Genomic DNA, 18,329 nt, shown 5'->3' on the forward strand with positions numbered 1-18,329 from the left:
CGAAGAAAAGTAATCAGAACTCCCAGACCACCTTGCTGTTGCGCGCAAACCAGTCTTCCATCCTGTTGTTATAGAAGTCCTCGATCACATTGCGCTTGATCTTCATGGTGGGCGTGAGCATGCCGTTTTCCATGGTCCAGGGCTCCTTCACGACCACCACAAAGGCGACCTTTTCATGGGCCTCGCAGGCCGCATTTACGGCGTCCAGCTCCGCCGCCAGCTCCTGCTCGAGCTGTGAGCGGTCGGCACCCCGTTCCAGCTGATCCCGTGCTTCCTCGGATAACAGCATCATCAGGCAGGGCTGCGGCTGATTGGCTCCGGCCACACAGACCACCTCGGCCTGAGGGTGATTGAAGCGGTTCTCGATCGGCACCGGCACCACGTATTTGCCTTTCGAGGTCTTGAACAGATCCTTGACCCTGCCGGTGATCCGCAGAAACCCCTGGTTGTCAATTTCACCCATGTCGCCAGTCTTCAGGAAGCCATCGTCGGTAAGGTCCTCCCGCGTCTTCTCCTCATTCTTGTAATAACCGAGCATCTGGCCCGGACTCCGGACCTGAACTTCGCCGCCCTCACCGATCCGGTGTTCAACCCCGGGGTTGGCCATGCCCACATACCCGGCCCTGGCCTGGCCCGGGCGGTTGGCATGGGAATACCCGAAGTTCTCCGACATTCCGTACACCTCCAGCAGCTCCAGGCCCAGGTTGCGGTACCAGGAGACGATCTCTGCGGACAGGGGGGCGGCGCCGGTGAGTGCAGCACGACAGTGGTCCAGGCCCAGTTGCCGGAGCACCTTTTTCTTCACCATCGAGTTCAGGATCGGGATGTTGAACAACAGCTTCTGCTTTTTCGGCGGCAACTTGGCATTCACGCCCAGGTAGAACTTCATCCACAGGCGGGGCACCGAGAAAAACAGCGTTGGCCTGGCCCGCTGCAGGTCTTCCTGGAAAGTATCCAGGGAGTTGGCGAAATAGAGATGGAAGCCGAAATACAGGGACTGGGTCTCCACCGCCGCCCGCTCCGCCACATGGGCCAGGGGCAGGTACGACAACATGCGCTCCTCGGAACTGACCGGGAACAGTTGCTGCAGACCGTCCGCCACGGAAATCATGTTCCGGAAACTGTGCATGACACCCTTCGGACGACCGGTGGAACCGGAGGTGTAGACAATCGTGGCCAGGTCATCCGGGTCGGGTATCCGGGGTTCGGCGGGCTCCTGTTCGGCAATGATCTGAAGCCACTTCGGCGTGTCATCCCGGGGCGACAGCGGCAGGGAAATAATCGGAAGATCGGCAGGCAGGCTGCCCTTGATATCGTTCCAGCCGTCGGCAGTGCCATCCATCTTGCCCAGGAATAGCAGCCTGGCCTCGCTGTGCTCCAGGATATAGGCCGCGGTTTCCCCGTTGAGAGTCGGGTAAAGCGGCACACTGACATGACCGGCTGCCCAGATCGCCAGGTCCGCCAGGATCCAGTAGGCACTGTTCTTGCCCAGCAGTCCGATGTTGCTCCGGTCCGGCAGGTCCAGGCTCATCAGATAACCGGCCATCCGGGAAACCTGATCGACCGCCTGCTTCCAGGTGATATCTTCCACGCGGCCATCGGGATAGGGCTGGGTGAGATAGACGTTATCGGGGGTTTGCTCCGCCCAGTAATAGAGACAGTGCAGCGAGGTCTGCTTGCGAGGATCTACCGCCATTCGTAACTCCTGATTGTTATTGTTCAGCCGGTGTTGCGCGGTGCTTTATTGTTGTTATGACTCTACCTGCATAGTAGCGGACCTTGCCTTGGCCTCAATAGCAATAAAGAACGTCCCGGTTGGCCAATTCGTCCGCCCTGAGAAGTTGTTCAAAAAATAAACCGTGACATTAATCAAGACTGGTCTACAGTGAGAGTTACAGCGTATCCAACAAGCAGTCGCATCAATGTCTGGAGATGACTATGAAAACATCGACTCGCTCGGCTCTGATCTTCCCCGCCTGGGGTGTGATCCTCATTGGCTCTGCGGCCTTTTTCTATTGCGCCTATGCGGGCCTGCTGGGCAGCTGACACCAGCAATCCGTACTAGCGCCTGAATCGGGTCTCCAGCACCACCGCTGAGTTGGTGCGCTCCACGCCCTCGAGATTCCCGATATCATCAAGGACCTTGCTCAGCTCCTCCAGGGACTGAGCCTGGACGATGGCAATCAGGTCATACTCGCCGCTGACCGAGAACAGCTGCACAACCTGGCTGATGTCTTCCAGGGCCATGTTGGTTCGTGCCGTAAGCTTCTGGATCACCTTGATTGATACGTGTGCCTCAACCTGGTTGGCCAGGTACTCCCCGCCCAGTTCCACCGAATAGCCCCGGATAATGCCCGCCTTCTCGAGCCGTGCCAGTCGGTTCTGGACCGTTGAGCGGGACACATCAAGTGATCTGGCCAGGTCGGTAATGCTGGTTCTGGCGTCCCGCCGGAGCAGCATGAGCAGCTTCTGATCCTGAGAATTAATCATTCTGTTAACTCTATATGGCGTTTTGCCATTATTGTAGATCACTTCGATCATATTGAAACTGCAAACCGGCAACACTCTTCCCCATACTGGCACCAAAACAACAGGGAAGATTCGCCATGATCATCAGACCGGTTGCAGCAACAGACCTCGATACCCTCTACCGAATCGCCGATGAGTCCGGCCCCGGTTTCACCTCCCTGATGCCGGACCGGGACGCACTGGCCCGGAAAATCGACCATGCCAGCGCCAGTTTCTGCCGGGAGATCGAGACACCGGGGGATGAGCACTACCTGTTTGTCCTGGAAGACGAGGAAACCGGTGCCATCATGGGCACCACCGGCATCGAGGCCCGCACCGGCCATACACGGCCCCTGCATCACTTCCATCACAACACGGTGGTCCATCATTCCCGGGATCTGGGACTGCGCCGTCAGGTGGAGACCCTGACCCGCTGCAGCCATTACAACGGCCACACGGAAATCTGCTCGCTCTATCTTCGCCCGGAATACCGCAGGGCCAATGCCGGCAAGCTATTGTCACGGGTCCGGTTCCTGTTCATGGCGCAACACCCGGAACGTTTTGCCGATACCGTCATCGCTGAAATGCGCGGCGTCTCCGACCACGCCGGGCAGTCGCCCTTCTGGAACTGGTTGCGGCAACACTTTGTTGATATGGAATTCACCTCAGCCACCAGTCTGGTGGGCTCCGGCTACACTGATTTCATCGAGGAGCTGATGCCGGCGGCACCGCTGTACACGCACCTGATGAGCGACGAGGCCCGAGCAGTGATCGGCAAGGTTCACCCCCACACCCGCCCGGCCCTGCGAATGCTGGAGGCCGAAGGTTTTCGCCACCGCGGTTTTATTGACCTGTTTGATGCCGGGCCGACGGTGGAATGTGGCCTGGGGGATATTGCCAGCGCACGGCGTTCAATCCAATGCACTGCCCGGTTCGCTGACGCTGGCAGGCCGGGACAGCTGGACCAGACCGCACAACCGGTGATTGTTGCCACCACCGGCACAAAGGATTTCCGGGCGACGGTGACCGATCGGGCATGGATCGATCCGGACGGCGCCGCGGTTACCCTGCCGCGCCAACTTGGTGACCGGCTCGGCATCAATGAACAGGCAGCCGTATGGCTACTGCCCCTCAATCACGCTCAGGCGGACTCCGGGAAACAACCGGCACACCCGGCGGCCATCCCTGCGGACGAACAAGGAGATAGACACTATGCACACTGATTACCAGACCCTGTTCCGTGAACTCTGGGAGAACTACCGGACCGTCACCCCATCTGCAGAGCGGATTCACCGGCTTCTGGCCGAGCGGGAACCAAGGCCGGTGGTCAATGACCATATCGCACTGCGCACCTTCAATCTTGATCCGGTTGGGCTGGACACTCTGGCAAGGCATTTCCTGAATCTCGGTTACGAGGCTTGCGGGGAGTACCACTTCGAGGCCAAGAAGCTCTACGCCCGGCATTTCGAACATCCGGACAAGCACGCGCCCAAGGTGTTCATCTCGGAGCTGCTGGTGGACCAGTGCTCGCCCGGGCTTCAGCAGATCGTGGGTAAGCTGGTGGACCAGGTCGATCCTGACAGCACCACCGCCGACAATTTCCTGTATTCCGGCCGGCACTGGCAGGTAAGCCGTGACACCTACCGGGAATTGCTGGAAGAGAGCGAATACGCCGCCTGGATGGCGGCCTGGGGTTACCGCGCCAATCACTTCACGGTCAGCATCAATGACCTGGACAGCATTCACAGCGTCGCCGAAATGAACCAGCTGCTGAAGGATAACGGCTTCACCGTCAACAGCAGTGGCGGCGAGGTGAAAGGGTCGCCAAAGGATTTGCTGGAACAGTCATCCACCATGGCGGACCGGGTCGCGGTGCGGTTCTCGGACCGGGAAGAGGTCATTCCAAGCTGTTTCTACGAGTTCGCCCTGCGTTACCCCAAACCCGATGGAGAACTGTACACCGGCTTCGTCGCGGCCTCGGCGGACAAGATCTTCGAGAGCACCCACGCCGGTAGCTGAACCGGGAACCCTTCAGGACCACCCCTGCTCCCCGAGCAGGGGTACGAACCGCACTCCGCCAAGGTTTTCGGTCCTGAATTCATCCTCCGACACCCGGGTCACCCGTATCAGAGTCTGGGAGATGTGTTCCGAGCCCACCGGAATCACCAGGTGCCCGCCCACCGCCAGCTGATGCTTGAGGGCGTCCGGTACGGCGGGAGCTCCGGCGGCGACGGTGATGCCGTCAAACGGGGCCTCCTCCGGCCAGCCCAGTGTGCCGTCTCCGCAGCGCACCCGGACATTGTCGAAATTTTCCGCCGCCAGATTCTTCCGGGCCTGCTCCGCAAGCTCCGGAATCCGCTCGATACCGAACACTTCGGCGGCAATGCAAGCCAGTACAGCCGCCGCATAGCCCGATCCGGTACCGATATCCAGCACCCGCTCACCACCCCGAAGCTCCAGGGCATCGACCATCAGAGCGACAATATAGGGTTGGGAGATGGTCTGGCCGGCCCCGATCGGCAGGGGACCATCCTCGTAGGCGGCGTCCCGGAGGCTCTCCGGCACGAAGGCTTCCCGGTGTACCCGGCGCATGGCTTCCACCACCAGGGGATCATCAATGCCCCGGCTGATGATCTGGTAATCCACCATGGATTCCCTGCGTGATGTAAATCTGTCTTCTGCTTTCATTTCCAGACCTCCCCGGCCACTTACCGTCGGTTACAAGCTATAACCTTTTTACAACGGCGAAAGCCGGATCCCGTGTATACGTTTTAGTTCAGAACTTGCGGTTTCGACAATCGTAAGTCGCATCAACAACAACAAAAACACGGCAATGGAACAGACCACCCCGAATGGCCATTGCCGGGGAGGAAAACATGTCTGCATCCGTCAATCACCTGGAGGAACGGACCCAGGATTCCAGTGAACTGGTCGAGGATATCGTGCAATCAGCCATCACCCTTGCCATGATGCTGCGGCATCGCGAGGTTGCAGCCTGGCTGCGCACGGAATTCGATGGCTATCAGGACCTCGCGTCCGCTCCGCCCTTCCGACGGGACCTGCCCGGGCACATCGTTGCCCGCTCGCCCCAGTATGGCTGGATTCCTGCGCCACTGGAGGAAGACCAGAAAGCTGAATACGGCCACATGGATCTGACCGACGGCGTCAAGTCGCTGGAAAAGGTGTGCCTGAACTGCAAGAAAGGCGATGGCAACCGGGTTCCGCTGGAAAAAGAGGCCATGGTTGCCCTGCAAAAGCAGATCAACCTGTCCGCGGAGCTGGCCATCAACCTCAGCCGGGATGTCTACTGTCGCGTGCTGCGCACCATTCGCGCTGCCATCTACCTGTACACCCGGGCGCTGATGGCCGAAGGCATTGAAGGCGAGCACAATCACTACAGCAAGGAAGAGCGGGCCAAGGTCGCCCACCTGGACGATCCCGAAGCTTTCTGGCGCAAGGCCATCGACGAGGTGGATAACCTGCCGATTCCGGATGTCCGCTCCGTCGGTTTTCTCGAGAAGGTCTTCGGTCGCGCTGGCTGAGGGGATTCCCTCAGCCCAGCACACTGAACATACCAACACTGCTGACCACCAGCAGGACCACCCCCAGCACCCGGAAGAAAACCGGGGTTTCTGCCCTGAGCATGCGGTCGTGCACATAAAGCCCGATCACATGGCCGACTGCGGCACAGGGCAGTAACCACAGGTGGTGGATGAGTTGCAGATCCACATCGGCCCAGACGAACGCGGCCATCTTGATCAGCACCAGGATGAACCAGAGTGCGAACAGGGTATCCCTGAGCTTTTCCTTCACCACGTGCTGCGCGGCAACGGCGATGATCAGCGGTGCCCCGATCAGGGATGTGCCGCTGATATAGCCCCCCACCATCAGGAAAATTGCATCCACGGTCTTGCTTCCGCTGCGGAACGGCTTGTTGATGATGTAGGAAACCGAATACAGGGCCACAATCACAAAGATGATCGCGCTCAACACGTTACCCGGCATGGTGATCAAACCGAACACCCCGATCAGCTTGGGCACGATCATGATGCCAAGAATCCGCCACAGGTAAGGCCAGTCCACCGTGCCACCTTCCACCGGATTCTCCCGGCTTCGGTTCTTCCGGTTGTTCATCCAGATGGTCAGGGATGAAAACACCAGCAAGTGCACCGCAATGATCGGCAGAAACACCAGCGGCTCGTCGTAGACCAGCAGGAGAAACGGCAGGGAAAGGACCGCGCCACCAAACCCCAGGCCCGAGCGAACGAACCCGCTCCAAACGAATATCAGGCCAATCAGGGCGTACTGGACCAGCGTAAGATCAGACATGGGTTCCTCGGCATTCAGACATCAGGCCGGCAGTCGAACTGCCGGATTCTGCTTGCCGGGAAGGATACAGGGGTAGTAGCATCAACAATACTGTATACATAAACAGTATTGGTGAGACTATGAAAACCCGGGGCACCAGCCTGAATCCGCACAACCGCTTCCAGCCCATCACCACCGACCGTGACCACGACGACGGCTGGTACCGGGACCCGGAGGATGACACCTGCCCGGATTCCATGGCGACGGAGGTCATGGATGAGACAGTCAGATCCATCATCAGCCGCAACAGCTCCCCGGACATCCCGTTTGAGCAGTCCATCAACCCCTACCGGGGCTGTGAGCATGCGTGCATCTACTGCTTCGCCCGGCCCTCACATGCGTACTGGGACATGTCACCCGGGCTGGATTTCGAAACCCGGCTGATCGCCAAACCCAATGCCGCAACACGGCTCCGGGAAACCCTGGACAAGCTTGGTTACCGTGTGTCCCCCATCGCCCTGGGCATGAATACCGATGCCTACCAGCCCATCGAGCGGGAGCGGGAAATCACCCGCGATCTGCTGAAGGTGATGTGCGAATACCGGCATCCGGTTTCTCTGATTACCAAGGGCGCATTGATCCTGCGGGACTTGGACCTGCTGGCGGACCTGGCGCGGGACCAGCTGTGTTCGGTCACCATCAGCCTGACCACCCTGAGCAATGACCTGAAACGCCGGATGGAGCCCCGGACGGCCGCTCCCGCCACGCGGCTGAAGATGATTGAACGGCTCCGTGAAAGCGGCATTCCGGTCGGGATCATCATCGGCCCCGTCATCCCGTTTATCAACGACCAAGAAATCGAGGCAATTCTGGAGGCCGCGGCCAACGCCGGAGCCGAACAGGCCGGCTGGATTATGCTACGTTTACCCTATGAGCTGGACGAACTGTTCCAGGACTGGCTCCAGCGACATTTCCCCGACCGGGCCGGGCATGTCATGAACCGGATTCGTGATCTCAGGGGTGGCAAGAGTTACGACAGCACCTTCGGCAATCGTATGACCGGTCTGGGTCCCTACTCTGACCTCATTCGCCAACGCTTCCGGAACAAGGTGCGCAAGCTCGGACTCAATGGCCGTGACCACGGCTCGCTGAGGACCGATCTGTTCCGCCGCCCCGCCGGAGACCAGATGGCATTATGGTAACGAGTGGATATGAGTAAATCCTGGCACACCGCGTTGGCCATCCTGGCAACCTTGATCATCTTGGTGCTACCGGCGCCTTCTGTCACGGCGGCAGGCCCGAGCGAACCTCTTGTCCAACGAATTGAAGCGCTCGAAGGCGGGCAGCCGGTGCAGGTGCTTGGCGAGCCACTGCTGGCACGGGAAGCATTGCGCAGATTCTACGAAAACCACGGTTTCCAGCTGGCCTGGTCCTCCCCGGGCCATCGCCGGGAACTGGCTGAAGCCATCAGGCAGATCGCCAACGACGGTCTCAACCCGGTGGACTATCACGGAGATCTTTTATCAGACCTGGTCCTGCGCGCGCGGGATGATCTGTCAGGGGAGATTCAGGCAGACATCGACCTGCTGTTTACCGACGCCTTCCTGCTGGCGGCATCGCATCTGCTCGAGGGCAAGGTGAACCCGCAGACCATTCACGCCGAGTGGAGTGCCAGCCGACAACACCAGGACCTGGCGGTCTCTCTCGCGGAGGCACTCCGGAACAACACCATTGCCGCGACTCTCGACAGCCTCCGCCCCACGCACCGGGCCTATGCCAAATTGATGGAGGCCCGCAACCAGCTTACTCCCCTGCTTGGACACCCCTGGTTGCCAATTGCCGACGGCCCGTCCATTCATCCCGGTGATCAGGATCCACGGCTGCCAGAGATCCGGCGCAGGCTGGCCGCCCTGGGAGACATCCCGGCCCCGGCTGATCCGGCAAGTTCAGTCACCGACCAGACCTTCTACGGCGAGGACCTGGACCTGGTGATTCCCAATTTCCAGGCCCGGCATGGCCTGGAGCCGGACGGCATCATCGGCAAGAAAACGCTCGCCGCCGTGAATCTCATGCCGGTGGAGCGCATCCGGCAGATCGACGCCAGCCTGGAGCGTTGGCGCTGGCTGCCGCAATCCCTGGGTGATGACTATGTGATCGTCAATATTGCCGGTTTCGGACTGCAGCTGGTAATGGATGGCCGCGAGGCATTGCAATCGAGGGTTATTGTCGGCCGGCCCTACCGCCAGACCCCGGTTTTCTCCGACCGCATCCGGTACCTGGTGTTCAACCCGACCTGGACCGTTCCCCGGAAACTGATGATCGAGGACCTGCTGCCACAGATCATTCGGGATCCCGGATTTCTGGAGCGCCAGGGTATCCGCGTCTATCAGGGCTGGGGAGCCGACCGGCAGGAAATCGATCCGGCGTTCATCGACTGGTTCTCACTGTCCAGGAACAACTTTCCCTATCAACTGGTCCAGGAGCCCGGCCCCCTGAACGCCCTCGGGCAGGTCAAGTTCATGTTTCCCAATCCCTACGCGGTCTACCTGCACGATACACCGGGCCAATACCTGTTCGGCCGCCAGGAACGGAGCTTCAGCTCCGGCTGCATCCGGGTGGAAAAACCGATGGAACTGGCCGAGCAGCTTCTTGCCGGTGCCCCCGAGTGGAACCGCGAGAAGATCGATCGGCTGCTGCAGGAAAAAACTCCGGTCACCGCCGTCCTCCCTGACCCGATTCCGATCTATATTCAATACTGGACAGCCTGGGTAGACGAAGACCAGCGAATCCAGTTCCGTGACGATATCTACAACCGCGATTTCAGGTTACTGGCCCAGTTGCGCCAGTCCGTGTCCGGGGACCATCAGCTGCCAACACCGGTTGTCGCAAAAGATTTCCGCAAAACCGGCGGGAATGATTAACCAAAGTCAGATTGACTTTAGCACTTATGGATATATGCTAATGCGTTTTTTTATGAACGGAGACAAACAATGAAAACCCTCTCCCACCTGATTCTGATGGGCGCCATAACCGCCCTGGCCACCGGCGCTTTCGCCGCCGAAGGCGATCCCGAGCGAGGCGCCGAGCTGGCCGCGCAGGGTGATGGCAGCGGCGCCCCATGCCTGGCCTGCCACGGCGCCGACGGTTCCGGCAACAATGCCGGCGGTTTTCCCCGGCTGGCCGGGCTCGATGCCGCCTACCTGACCCGGCAGATGCTTGCATACAACAGTGGCGAGCGTGTCAGCCCGGTGATGCAGCCCAATATCGACAACTTCGATGAACAACAGATCCGGGACCTGGCCGCCTACTATGCCGCCATGCCGATTCCCGAGACCACGACACCGGCCAATGTCAGTGACGAAGTACTCGCCCTCGGTGAGAAACTGGCCAACCAGGGCGACTGGGATAACTACATTCCGCCCTGCTCCTCCTGCCACGGCCCCGGCAACCGTGGTGTTGGCGACACCTTCCCGGCCATCGCCGGACAGCATCCGAATTACATCCGGTCACAGCTCAATGCCTGGAAGAGCAACCAGCGCAACAACGATCCCAACCAGCTGATGACAGCTGTTGCGGAGCGCCTGACCGAGGAACAGATTAACGCCGTGGCCGCCTACCTGGGCAGCCAGAGTGCAACCGCGAAATAACAGGAGGCAGAGCCATGAAAATGAAGCATACGATTTCCCTGCTCGCCGGCCTGCTGGTTGCAAGCCCGGTGGCCCTGGCGCAGCCTGAAGTGCCGGTCAAACTGCCGGAATTCAAGGAAGGCCAGTACGTTCACAGCGCCCCCACCGTGGAGGACCTGAAGAACGATGACAGCATCCACCCGGAACTGAAAAAGGTCATCCTCAAGGGCCGGGACATGTTCATGAACACCCAGCAGTATCGTGGCAAGTATGTGTTCAATGACTTGAACTGCAAGTCCTGCCACATGGGCGAGGGACGCATGAACTGGTCCGGCCCGGTCTGGCCGGCTGCCACCACGCTGCCGGATTTCCGGGGCAAGAACCAGCACGTGAACTCGCTGGAAGAGCGGATTGCCGGGTGTTTCTCGTTCTCCATGAATGGCAAGCCCCCTGCCTATGGCAGTGACGACATGCTGGCCATGATGGCCTACCACCAGTGGCTCGCCAAGGACGCACCGGTTTACGAGAAAAACATTGGCGGCCGCGGTTTCAGCCACCTTGGCAACAAGAAGCCCGAGCTGGACTATGAGCGCGGCAAGCAGGTCTACGCCGAGAATTGTGCGGTCTGCCACGGCGACAACGGGCAGGGCCAGAAGAAGGACGGCCAGGTTGTGTTCCCGCCGCTGTGGGGTGATGGCTCTTACAACTGGGGTGCAGGCATGACCCGGATTTTCACCGCGGCCTCGTTCATCAAGAACAACATGCCGCTGGGGCAGCCCGGGTCACTGACCGACGATGAAGCCTGGCAGGTTGCCAACTACATCAACTCCCAGGAGCGTCCCCAGGATCCGCGCTATACCGGTGATGTGAAAGAGACCCGTGAGAAATTCCTGAACTTCCACAAGCACACGAACTATGGAACAGTAGTCAACGGAAAACTATTGGGCGATCACGATAACACCGGCGACAAGCCTTTCCTGAAGCCCGACGCACTGCGCCCCCGGACCTTCGAGTAAGGTCCCCGGCGTACCGGGAGGAAAGGCACAGGCAAGGAGACTCTCATGCCACGCATACTGCCTTTCCTCTCGGCGCTTTTCATTCTGAGCGGCTGTCAGTCGCTACCTTCCGACACACAAGGCAACATTCCCCCCGACCGGGTTCTGCTGAGTGCTCAACACTGTCTCAGCGAGTACATTGATGATCTCGACAAGGTCCACTTTGGCCCTTGTCTCAAGGTGATTTCCATCGATGGCAAGGCGCCCAGTGTTACCGAGGACGGCTTCATTGCATTACCCGTGGCCACGGCATTCAGCCTGGAAACCAGCTGCGTCTACCGGCACGCAGATGGCACTCCGGTTCCTGCGACGGTCACCACCGCCAGCTTTGAAATAAAAGAGGCCACCTTCAGCTCTGGCGGCAGACGCTGGTATCTGCATGCCCATAAGCAGGCGCGGGGAGCTATTGGTTGCGAACCTACGCTAGCCCCTTCCGTTTATCCCACCTACAAAACGAATTAGGCCCGTAGGCAAGGAAGTGGCGCCCCTAGACGAGCCGGTTCGGAATAATCCTTCAAAAATACTGACAGGCTAAATCGATATTCTTCGCTTTAAGAGAACGCTCTCTGCCACGATAGTTTGCTCTCACAATTCATTGGCCTATGAGGGTATCTATGAGCGACGTTATGCAAGCCTGCAAATTCAGTTCTATCGAGGTACCTAACCGGTTTGCCCTGGCCCCGATGACGCGCACCAGCGCCGAGGCCGACGGGACCCCGAATGCACTGATGGCCGATCACTACGAAGCCTATGCCAGGGGCGGTTTTGGCCTGGTGATCACCGAAGGCACCTACACAGATGACAAGGCGAGCCAGGGTTATGCCAACCAGCCGGGCATCATCAATAATGCCCACATCTCCGGATGGGAAACGATCGTTAACCGTGTCCATGAAGCTGGCAGCAAGATCTTCATCCAGTTGATGCATGCCGGTGCCCAGTTCCAGGCCAATCACTACACGGATCAGCCGCTTGGCCCAAGCACAGTGAGTCCGAAGGGCGCGCCCCTTGGCCTGTATGGTGACCAGGAAGCCTGGCAGACCCCGTCCGCAATGACTGAGTCAGATATTGAAGTGGCGGTCGATGGCTTTGCCCGTGCCGCTGAGAACGCTAAAGCAGCGGGCTTTGATGGCATCGAGATTCACGGAGCAAACGGCTATTTGCTCAACCAGTTCCTGAGCACGCATTTCAACAAACGTGAAGACCGCTATGGCGGAACTCTGGAGAACCGCCTGCGCTTTGTGGTGGAAGTAGTCCGCGCCGTTCGGGAAGCCGTCGGTGACAGCTATCCGGTGGGCATACGGCTGTCTCAGGCGACGGTGACCGATCCGGACTATCAGCTACCCGAGGGCGAGGCTGGCTTCCGGAAAATTGTCGAAGCGGTTCGGGACGCCGGTGCCGATTTCGTCCACACCACCGATGGTGACGTCAGCCGGCAGAACTTTGTCGATGGCGATCAGAGCCTCGCAGATGTGGCAGCCTCGGTTGAAGGTCTGGAGTTGATTCTCAACGGTGGTATCGATGAAACCAACCATCAGGATGTCGCCAACCAATTCCCGGGTGCCCTGCTGGCTGTCGGCAAGAAAGCGCTTGCGAATCCGGACTTCGTACAGCGGCTAAAGGATGGTAAGGAAATCGACGATCTGGACTTCGCCATGCTGCAGCCCAAAGCCACCATTACCAATGAACTGGCCTGGCGCGAACAGAACGCCGCCTGACCTGGGGGTCAGCCAGCCGCGAAAAACCGCCGGAGTTCGTCAATGACGGACTCCGGCGCCTCTTCAGGCAGGAAATGACCGCATTCAAGCGCCTTGCCGTGCACGTCGGCACCGTAATCGCGCCACACTGACAGCACGTCGTAGGTCCGGTTCACGAACCCTTCCTTCCCCCACAGCACCAACAACGGACAGGTGACCTTTCGACCGGCGTCCCGGTCCGCCCGGTCATGGTCCAGATCCACAGTCGCCGCTGCCCGGTAATCCTCGCAGCTGGCATGGATTGCCTCCGGGGCCGAGAAGCAGCGAACATAGTCGCCAACCGTCTCCGGATCGAATGTCGCCCCCGGCGCAGACCATCGCCGGAGCTTCTCGCGCAGATAGTAATCCGGGTCGAGGCCGATCATGTGCTCTGGCAAGTTATCGGGCTGTATCAGGAAAAACCAGTGATAGTAGCCGGTCGCGAAGTCCTGGTCGGTGTGCTCGAACATGTGCAGAGTGGGCGCAATGTCCATGACACACGCCCTCTCGACCAGATCCGGAAAACCCAGACAGAGACGGTGGGTCACCCGGGCGCCACGATCGTGGCCCGCCACACTGAATCGCTCATGGCCGAATGCGCGCATGACTGCCACCATATCGGCGGCCATCTGTCGCTTGCTGTAGGTGACGTGCTCCGGATCGGAATCCGGTTTGTCGCTGTCCCCGTACCCCCTGAGATCAGGGCAGATGACATGAAAATCCTGAGTGAGGGCCGGTGCCACCCTTTGCCACATCCGATGGTTCTGCGGGTATCCGTGAAGCAGCAACAGGGGCCGCCCGGAACCGGCGTGGGCAACGTTGATGGTTACGCCTCCAGCATTCACCTGGCGGTATTCGAACAGCTCACTAAACCCCATGGTATTTCCCCTGTCCTGATTGTTCTGCCATCGTTGTTATGACTCAGGCGAACCGAGCCGCGCCATTCGACCATTCGCCAAGGGCCGTGGAGTGCTATGCTCAAACCGACAGCCAAAAGGAGCCCGAATGTCCGCTGATTTCAGTATCGTCTGGCTGGGAAGCCTTGCCAGCCTGTTTGCCGGCCTGGCCACCGGGGCAGGCGCCCTGGCGATTTTTCTGGTACGCACCATCAGCCACAAGCTCCAGGATGGCATGCTGGCGGCTGCCGCCGGCGTCATGCTGGCCGCCTCCTTTTTCTCGCTCCTGCTCCCGGGCTTGGAATACGGCGCGGACATCACCGGCCACACCTGGCTTGCGGCGCTGATCGTTATCTTCGGTGTGCTCTCCGGCGCCGCCGCCCTGCTCTATGTCCACCAGAAACTTCCGCACCAGCATTTCGAGCTTGGTCGCGAGGGTTCAGACGCTTCATACATACGTGGCATCTGGCTGTTCATAATAGCCATTACCCTGCACAACTTTCCGGAGGGCATGGCGGTCGGCGTCGGGTTTGCTGGCGGCGATGTCCGCAACGGCTACGTACTGGCGACAGGTATCGGCCTGCAGAATATCCCGGAGGGACTGGCCGTCGCCTTCTCCCTGCTGGCCATCGACTATTCCCGCCTGAAGGCCTTCACCATTGCGCTGCTGACAGGACTCGCCGAGCCAATCGGCGGCGTATTCGGCGCCACGCTGGTGTGGCTGGCCGAGCCCCTCATGCCCTGGACCCTGGGTTTTGCCGCAGGCGCCATGCTGTTCATCATCAGCAACGAAATCATTCCGGAAACCCATCACCGGCAGTGGAAAATCATGTCTACGTTCTGCCTACTGGCTGGCTTCGTTGTCATGATGTTCCTGGATGCCACCCTCGGCTAATCCATTCGTCCAATTCAGGATGTATCCGGCAAGGATTTGCGATACAAAGAGCTATCTCAACACAATAAAAACAAACCGGTCAGACATCATGAATGACAGAACCCGTTCGTCCTCCGGGCCTTTCGATTACATCATCGTGGGCGCGGGCACCGCTGGCTGCCTGCTGGCCAACCGCCTGAGTGCCGACCCGAATAACCGGGTCTTGCTGATCGAGGCGGGCGGCCGGGACAACTACCACTGGATCCACATTCCCGTCGGCTACCTCTACTGTATCGACAACCCCCGCACCGACTGGCGTTTCCGGACCGAACCGGATCCCGGCCTGAACGGCCGCTCGCTGATCTACCCCAGGGGCAAGACCCTGGGGGGCTGCTCCAGCATCAACGGCATGCTCTACATCCGTGGCCAGGCCAGGGATTACAACCAGTGGGCCGAAGTCACCGGTGAGGACGCCTGGCGCTGGGACAACTGTCTACCCGACTTCATGCGCCACGAGGACCACTATCGGCTGGACGAGGGCGGCGATGCTGATCAGGAACACCATAAATTCCACGGTCACGGCGGTGAATGGCGGGTGGAGCACCAGCGCCTGAAATGGCAGGTGCTGGAAGACTTTGCCACCGCCTGCGTTGAGGCAGGCATCCCCCGAACCCGGGACTTCAATCGGGGTGACAATGAAGGTGTGGACTACTTCGAGGTCAACCAGCGTTCGGGCTGGCGCTGGAATACCTCCAAAGCTTTCCTTCGGAAAGCCGAGAAGCGCCCCAACCTTACCCTCTGGCACTCCACCCATGTGTTGGGTCTGGAGATGGAATCGGGTGGCTCCGGCCCCCGCTGCACCGGAGTCCGGGTAGAGCGGCCCGGGGCCGGTGATGTGGTTGCCTGCGCGGAAAGAGAAGTCATCCTCTCCGCGGGCGCCATCGGCTCACCGCAACTGCTGCAGCTATCGGGCATTGGCCCTGCGGATCTTCTGAAACAACACGGTATAGACGTGGTCGCCGATTTGCCCGGCGTGGGCGAGAACCTGCAGGACCACCTGCAGATACGGTCCGTGTACAAGGTCAAGGGGGTCACGACCCTGAACACCATGGCCAACTCCCTGATCGGCAAGGCCCGCATTGGCCTTGAGTATCTGCTCACCCGCTCCGGCCCCATGAGCATGGCGCCGTCCCAGCTTTGCCTGTTCACCCGGAGTTCTGACGAGTACGAGCACGCCAATATCGAGTATCACGTCCAGCCCCTGAGCCTGGATGCCTTCGGCCAGCCGCTGCACAGTTTCCCGGCCATCACCGCCAGTGTCTGTAACCTGAACCCCACCAGTCGGGGTACCGTGCGCATTCGCAGCAACGACCCGAAACAGGCCCCAGCCATCGCCCCGAACTATCTCAGCACACCGGAGGACCGCAAGGTCGCTGCCGACTCCCTGCGCGTGACCCGTCGTATTGCCGAACAACCGGCCTTCGCGCAATACCAGCCCGAGGAGTTCAAGCCCGGGCTGGAGTACCAGAGTGACGACGAACTGGCCAAACTGGCCGGAGATATCGGCACCACCATTTTCCATCCGGTGGGCACCACCCGAATGGGCCGGGCAGATGACGACCAGGCCGTAGTGGACCCTCACCTCAGGGTCCGGGGCGTGGCAGGCCTGCGGGTGGTCGATGCCGGGGTGATGCCCACCATCACCAGCGGCAACACCAACTCGCCAACCCTGATGATTGCCGAGAAGGCTGCGCGTTGGATTCTGAGCGGCGATTAGCAGCTGAATTAATTGCAGTTTCCAGGTTTTTTGATGGGAACGGGCTGCTAGAATTGGCAGTCCGTTTTACTCGCAAAGGACTGACCCACAATGACCCTTGCCACCTGGCTCACCGTTGTCACCATCTGCATTCTTGGCGCCATGTCACCCGGCCCCTCGCTGGCACTGGTGCTCAAACAGACCCTGACCGGTGGCCGGCGTAACGGTGTCATTACCGCCCTGTCCCACGGTGTCGGCGTGGGAATCTACGCCTTCCTGAGTATTCTCGGGCTGGCGGCCATCATTACCGCCTCCCCTACCGCCTTCTCGATTCTGCAATGGGGTGGCGCAGGTTACCTTGCCTGGCTCGGAGTCAAAGGCCTGTTGGCAAAACGGCAGGAAAACGAGGAGCTGCCGGATGCGCCGACCACCAAAAGCGCAGCCCGGGACGGCTTCCTGATTGCCTTCTTCAATCCGAAAATCGCCGTCTTCTTCCTGGCCCTGTTCAGCCAGGTGGTCGGCACCGACACTAGTCTGCTGGCGAAATTCGGCTATGCCGCCACGGCGCTGATCATAGACACCAGCTGGTACCTGGTCGTCGCCTGGCTGTTCTCCAACCCCCGGTGGCTGGATGCGCTCCGGCAGCGGGCGGTCTGGTTCGAGCGGGTTTTCGGTGCGGTCCTGATAGGTCTGGCCGGCCGTCTGGTGGTGGGAATCCTGAACGGGAAATAAGCCGGTCAACCGGCGAGGGCAACAATGTCCGGGTATTCCCGGATCTGAACCACACGCTCAGCCGGTTCCGCCGACGATATCCCGCACACTTCGTTCACCATGGCTTCGGCCACGGTCTCCGCCTTGATCGCCCGGTACTTGTCGAGGGGACCGATCAGTACCCGGTTCACCAGTGGCATGGCCATCTGGCCCAGCTCTTCGCCACCCCGGTGTTCCTGGCGATCGCCCAGAAGCAGGCTGGGGTGGTAGATGGAGAGGTAGGGGAAGTCCAGCTCTCGGACCGCATCTTCCAGCTCCCCTTTTACGCGATTGTAGAAAATGGTGGATGAGGAGGATGCGCCGATGGCGGACATCAGGATCAACGACGTTGCACCCTGTTCCCGAGCCAGTTTCGCCGCAGCCAGGGCGTAACCGTAATCCACTTTCCGGAAATTGTCCTGGGAACCGGCTTTCTTGATGGTAGTTCCGAGGCAGCAGATCAGCGCATCCACGGCAAAGATATCAGCATGGGCGGTGAGATCATCGAAGTCCACCACATGCTGGTCCAGCTTCGGATGTTCCAGTGACATCGGTTTGCGCACCGGCACCACCACTTTGCTGATCGCTTCCCGGGCCAGCAACTGCTGTACCACCAGATGGCCGGTCAACCCGGTCGCCCCCAGCACCATCACGTTCATACCGCGTTTCTCCCTGATCTTGTTTTTGGAATGCACGCTTTGAGTCTATCAGTCGGACGCATATAAAAAAGGGGTATCCGGAATTTCTGGTTGATAAAATGCCAAAGATGTAAAGAAGAAAATCTTTCTCAGCGGATTATCTGATTGATCCTCTTCAGCCTACT

The 18,329-nt window shown here is 59.7% G+C and carries 18 protein-coding genes; 12 read left to right on the forward strand and 6 right to left on the reverse strand.

What is annotated here, in order from left to right; genetic code table 11:
- Positions 1-13: 13 nt before the first annotated feature.
- Together DET50_RS17200 and DET50_RS17205 are read right to left on the reverse strand one after the other, a co-directional pair.
- On the reverse strand, positions 14-1,696 hold the full coding sequence (locus DET50_RS17200; protein ID WP_113863977.1) for an AMP-binding protein: 1,683 nt from the start codon (positions 1,694-1,696) through the stop codon (positions 14-16).
- Between the two features lie 365 nt (positions 1,697-2,061).
- Positions 2,062-2,490, reverse strand: a complete 429-nt coding sequence (locus DET50_RS17205) for an Lrp/AsnC family transcriptional regulator (RefSeq protein ID WP_113863978.1) — start codon at positions 2,488-2,490, stop codon at positions 2,062-2,064.
- A 116-nt stretch (positions 2,491-2,606) separates the two neighbouring features.
- Here DET50_RS17205 and DET50_RS17210 point away from each other — a divergent pair, with 116 nt between their 5' ends.
- A complete protein-coding gene (locus tag DET50_RS17210; RefSeq protein WP_113863979.1) occupies positions 2,607-3,731 on the forward strand; it encodes an arginine N-succinyltransferase in 1,125 nt (374 codons plus the stop codon).
- The gene (locus DET50_RS17215; RefSeq protein ID WP_113863980.1) at positions 3,721-4,527 is read left to right on the forward strand and encodes a DUF1338 domain-containing protein; all 807 of its coding nucleotides are present in this window, start codon (positions 3,721-3,723) and stop codon (positions 4,525-4,527) included. Before DET50_RS17210 ends, DET50_RS17215 begins: the two co-directional genes overlap by 11 nt.
- 12 nt (positions 4,528-4,539) lie before the next feature.
- Here the strand turns inward: DET50_RS17215 and DET50_RS17220 are convergent, their stop codons facing one another.
- Positions 4,540-5,196, reverse strand: coding sequence for a protein-L-isoaspartate(D-aspartate) O-methyltransferase (locus tag DET50_RS17220; RefSeq protein ID WP_113863981.1), 657 nt, complete (start codon positions 5,194-5,196; stop codon positions 4,540-4,542).
- A gap of 188 nt (positions 5,197-5,384) precedes the next feature.
- On the opposite strand from DET50_RS17220, the gene DET50_RS17225 reads away from it, so the two are divergent.
- Positions 5,385-6,050 carry an AbiTii domain-containing protein gene (locus DET50_RS17225; RefSeq protein ID WP_113863995.1) on the forward strand — a complete coding sequence of 222 codons (666 nt, stop codon included), beginning with the start codon at positions 5,385-5,387 and terminating at the stop codon, positions 6,048-6,050.
- Positions 6,051-6,060: 10 nt separating this feature from the next.
- On the opposite strand, the gene DET50_RS17230 is transcribed toward DET50_RS17225, so the two are convergent.
- Positions 6,061-6,837: a sulfite exporter TauE/SafE family protein gene (locus DET50_RS17230; protein ID WP_113863982.1), complete on the reverse strand. Its 777-nt coding sequence runs from the start codon at positions 6,835-6,837 to the stop codon at positions 6,061-6,063.
- Positions 6,838-6,956: 119 nt separating this feature from the next.
- Here DET50_RS17230 and DET50_RS17235 point away from each other — a divergent pair, with 119 nt between their 5' ends.
- The 6 genes from DET50_RS17235 to DET50_RS17260 all read left to right on the forward strand — a co-directional run bounded on the left by DET50_RS17235 (position 6,957) and on the right by DET50_RS17260 (position 13,212).
- On the forward strand, positions 6,957-8,018 hold the full coding sequence (locus DET50_RS17235; protein WP_113863983.1) for a PA0069 family radical SAM protein: 1,062 nt from the start codon (positions 6,957-6,959) through the stop codon (positions 8,016-8,018).
- Between the two features lie 9 nt (positions 8,019-8,027).
- Positions 8,028-9,737 (forward strand): L,D-transpeptidase family protein, encoded by a 1,710-nt coding sequence (locus DET50_RS17240; protein WP_113863984.1) that lies wholly within the window; start codon positions 8,028-8,030, stop codon positions 9,735-9,737.
- Positions 9,738-9,806: 69 nt separating this feature from the next.
- Positions 9,807-10,463, forward strand: coding sequence for a c-type cytochrome (locus tag DET50_RS17245; RefSeq protein WP_113863985.1), 657 nt, complete (start codon positions 9,807-9,809; stop codon positions 10,461-10,463).
- A gap of 14 nt (positions 10,464-10,477) precedes the next feature.
- Positions 10,478-11,458 carry a c-type cytochrome gene (locus DET50_RS17250; RefSeq protein WP_113863986.1) on the forward strand — a complete coding sequence of 327 codons (981 nt, stop codon included), beginning with the start codon at positions 10,478-10,480 and terminating at the stop codon, positions 11,456-11,458.
- Between the two features lie 45 nt (positions 11,459-11,503).
- Positions 11,504-11,959: a hypothetical protein gene (locus tag DET50_RS17255; RefSeq protein WP_113863987.1), complete on the forward strand. Its 456-nt coding sequence runs from the start codon at positions 11,504-11,506 to the stop codon at positions 11,957-11,959.
- A 152-nt stretch (positions 11,960-12,111) separates the two neighbouring features.
- Positions 12,112-13,212 (forward strand): oxidoreductase, encoded by a 1,101-nt coding sequence (locus tag DET50_RS17260; RefSeq protein ID WP_113863988.1) that lies wholly within the window; start codon positions 12,112-12,114, stop codon positions 13,210-13,212.
- Positions 13,213-13,220: 8 nt separating this feature from the next.
- Here DET50_RS17260 and DET50_RS17265 read toward each other — a convergent pair whose 3' ends face one another.
- Positions 13,221-14,108 carry an alpha/beta fold hydrolase gene (locus tag DET50_RS17265; protein ID WP_113863989.1) on the reverse strand — a complete coding sequence of 296 codons (888 nt, stop codon included), beginning with the start codon at positions 14,106-14,108 and terminating at the stop codon, positions 13,221-13,223.
- Between the two features lie 127 nt (positions 14,109-14,235).
- Between DET50_RS17265 and DET50_RS17270 the strand changes: the two genes are divergently transcribed.
- From DET50_RS17270 to DET50_RS17280, 3 genes are all read left to right on the forward strand, one after another.
- Positions 14,236-15,021, forward strand: a complete 786-nt coding sequence (locus tag DET50_RS17270) for a ZIP family metal transporter (RefSeq protein ID WP_113863990.1) — start codon at positions 14,236-14,238, stop codon at positions 15,019-15,021.
- A gap of 88 nt (positions 15,022-15,109) precedes the next feature.
- Positions 15,110-16,777, forward strand: a complete 1,668-nt coding sequence (locus DET50_RS17275; RefSeq protein WP_113863991.1) for a GMC family oxidoreductase — start codon at positions 15,110-15,112, stop codon at positions 16,775-16,777.
- A gap of 90 nt (positions 16,778-16,867) precedes the next feature.
- A complete protein-coding gene (locus DET50_RS17280) occupies positions 16,868-17,488 on the forward strand; it encodes a LysE family translocator (protein ID WP_113863992.1) in 621 nt (206 codons plus the stop codon).
- 5 nt (positions 17,489-17,493) lie between these two features.
- Here DET50_RS17280 and DET50_RS17285 read toward each other — a convergent pair whose 3' ends face one another.
- On the reverse strand, positions 17,494-18,165 hold the full coding sequence (locus tag DET50_RS17285) for an oxidoreductase (RefSeq protein WP_113863993.1): 672 nt from the start codon (positions 18,163-18,165) through the stop codon (positions 17,494-17,496).
- Positions 18,166-18,329 lie beyond the last annotated feature (164 nt).

The sequence above is a fragment of the Marinobacter pelagius genome, assembly GCF_003315345.1.
Lineage (GTDB): Bacteria > Pseudomonadota > Gammaproteobacteria > Pseudomonadales > Oleiphilaceae > Marinobacter > Marinobacter pelagius_A.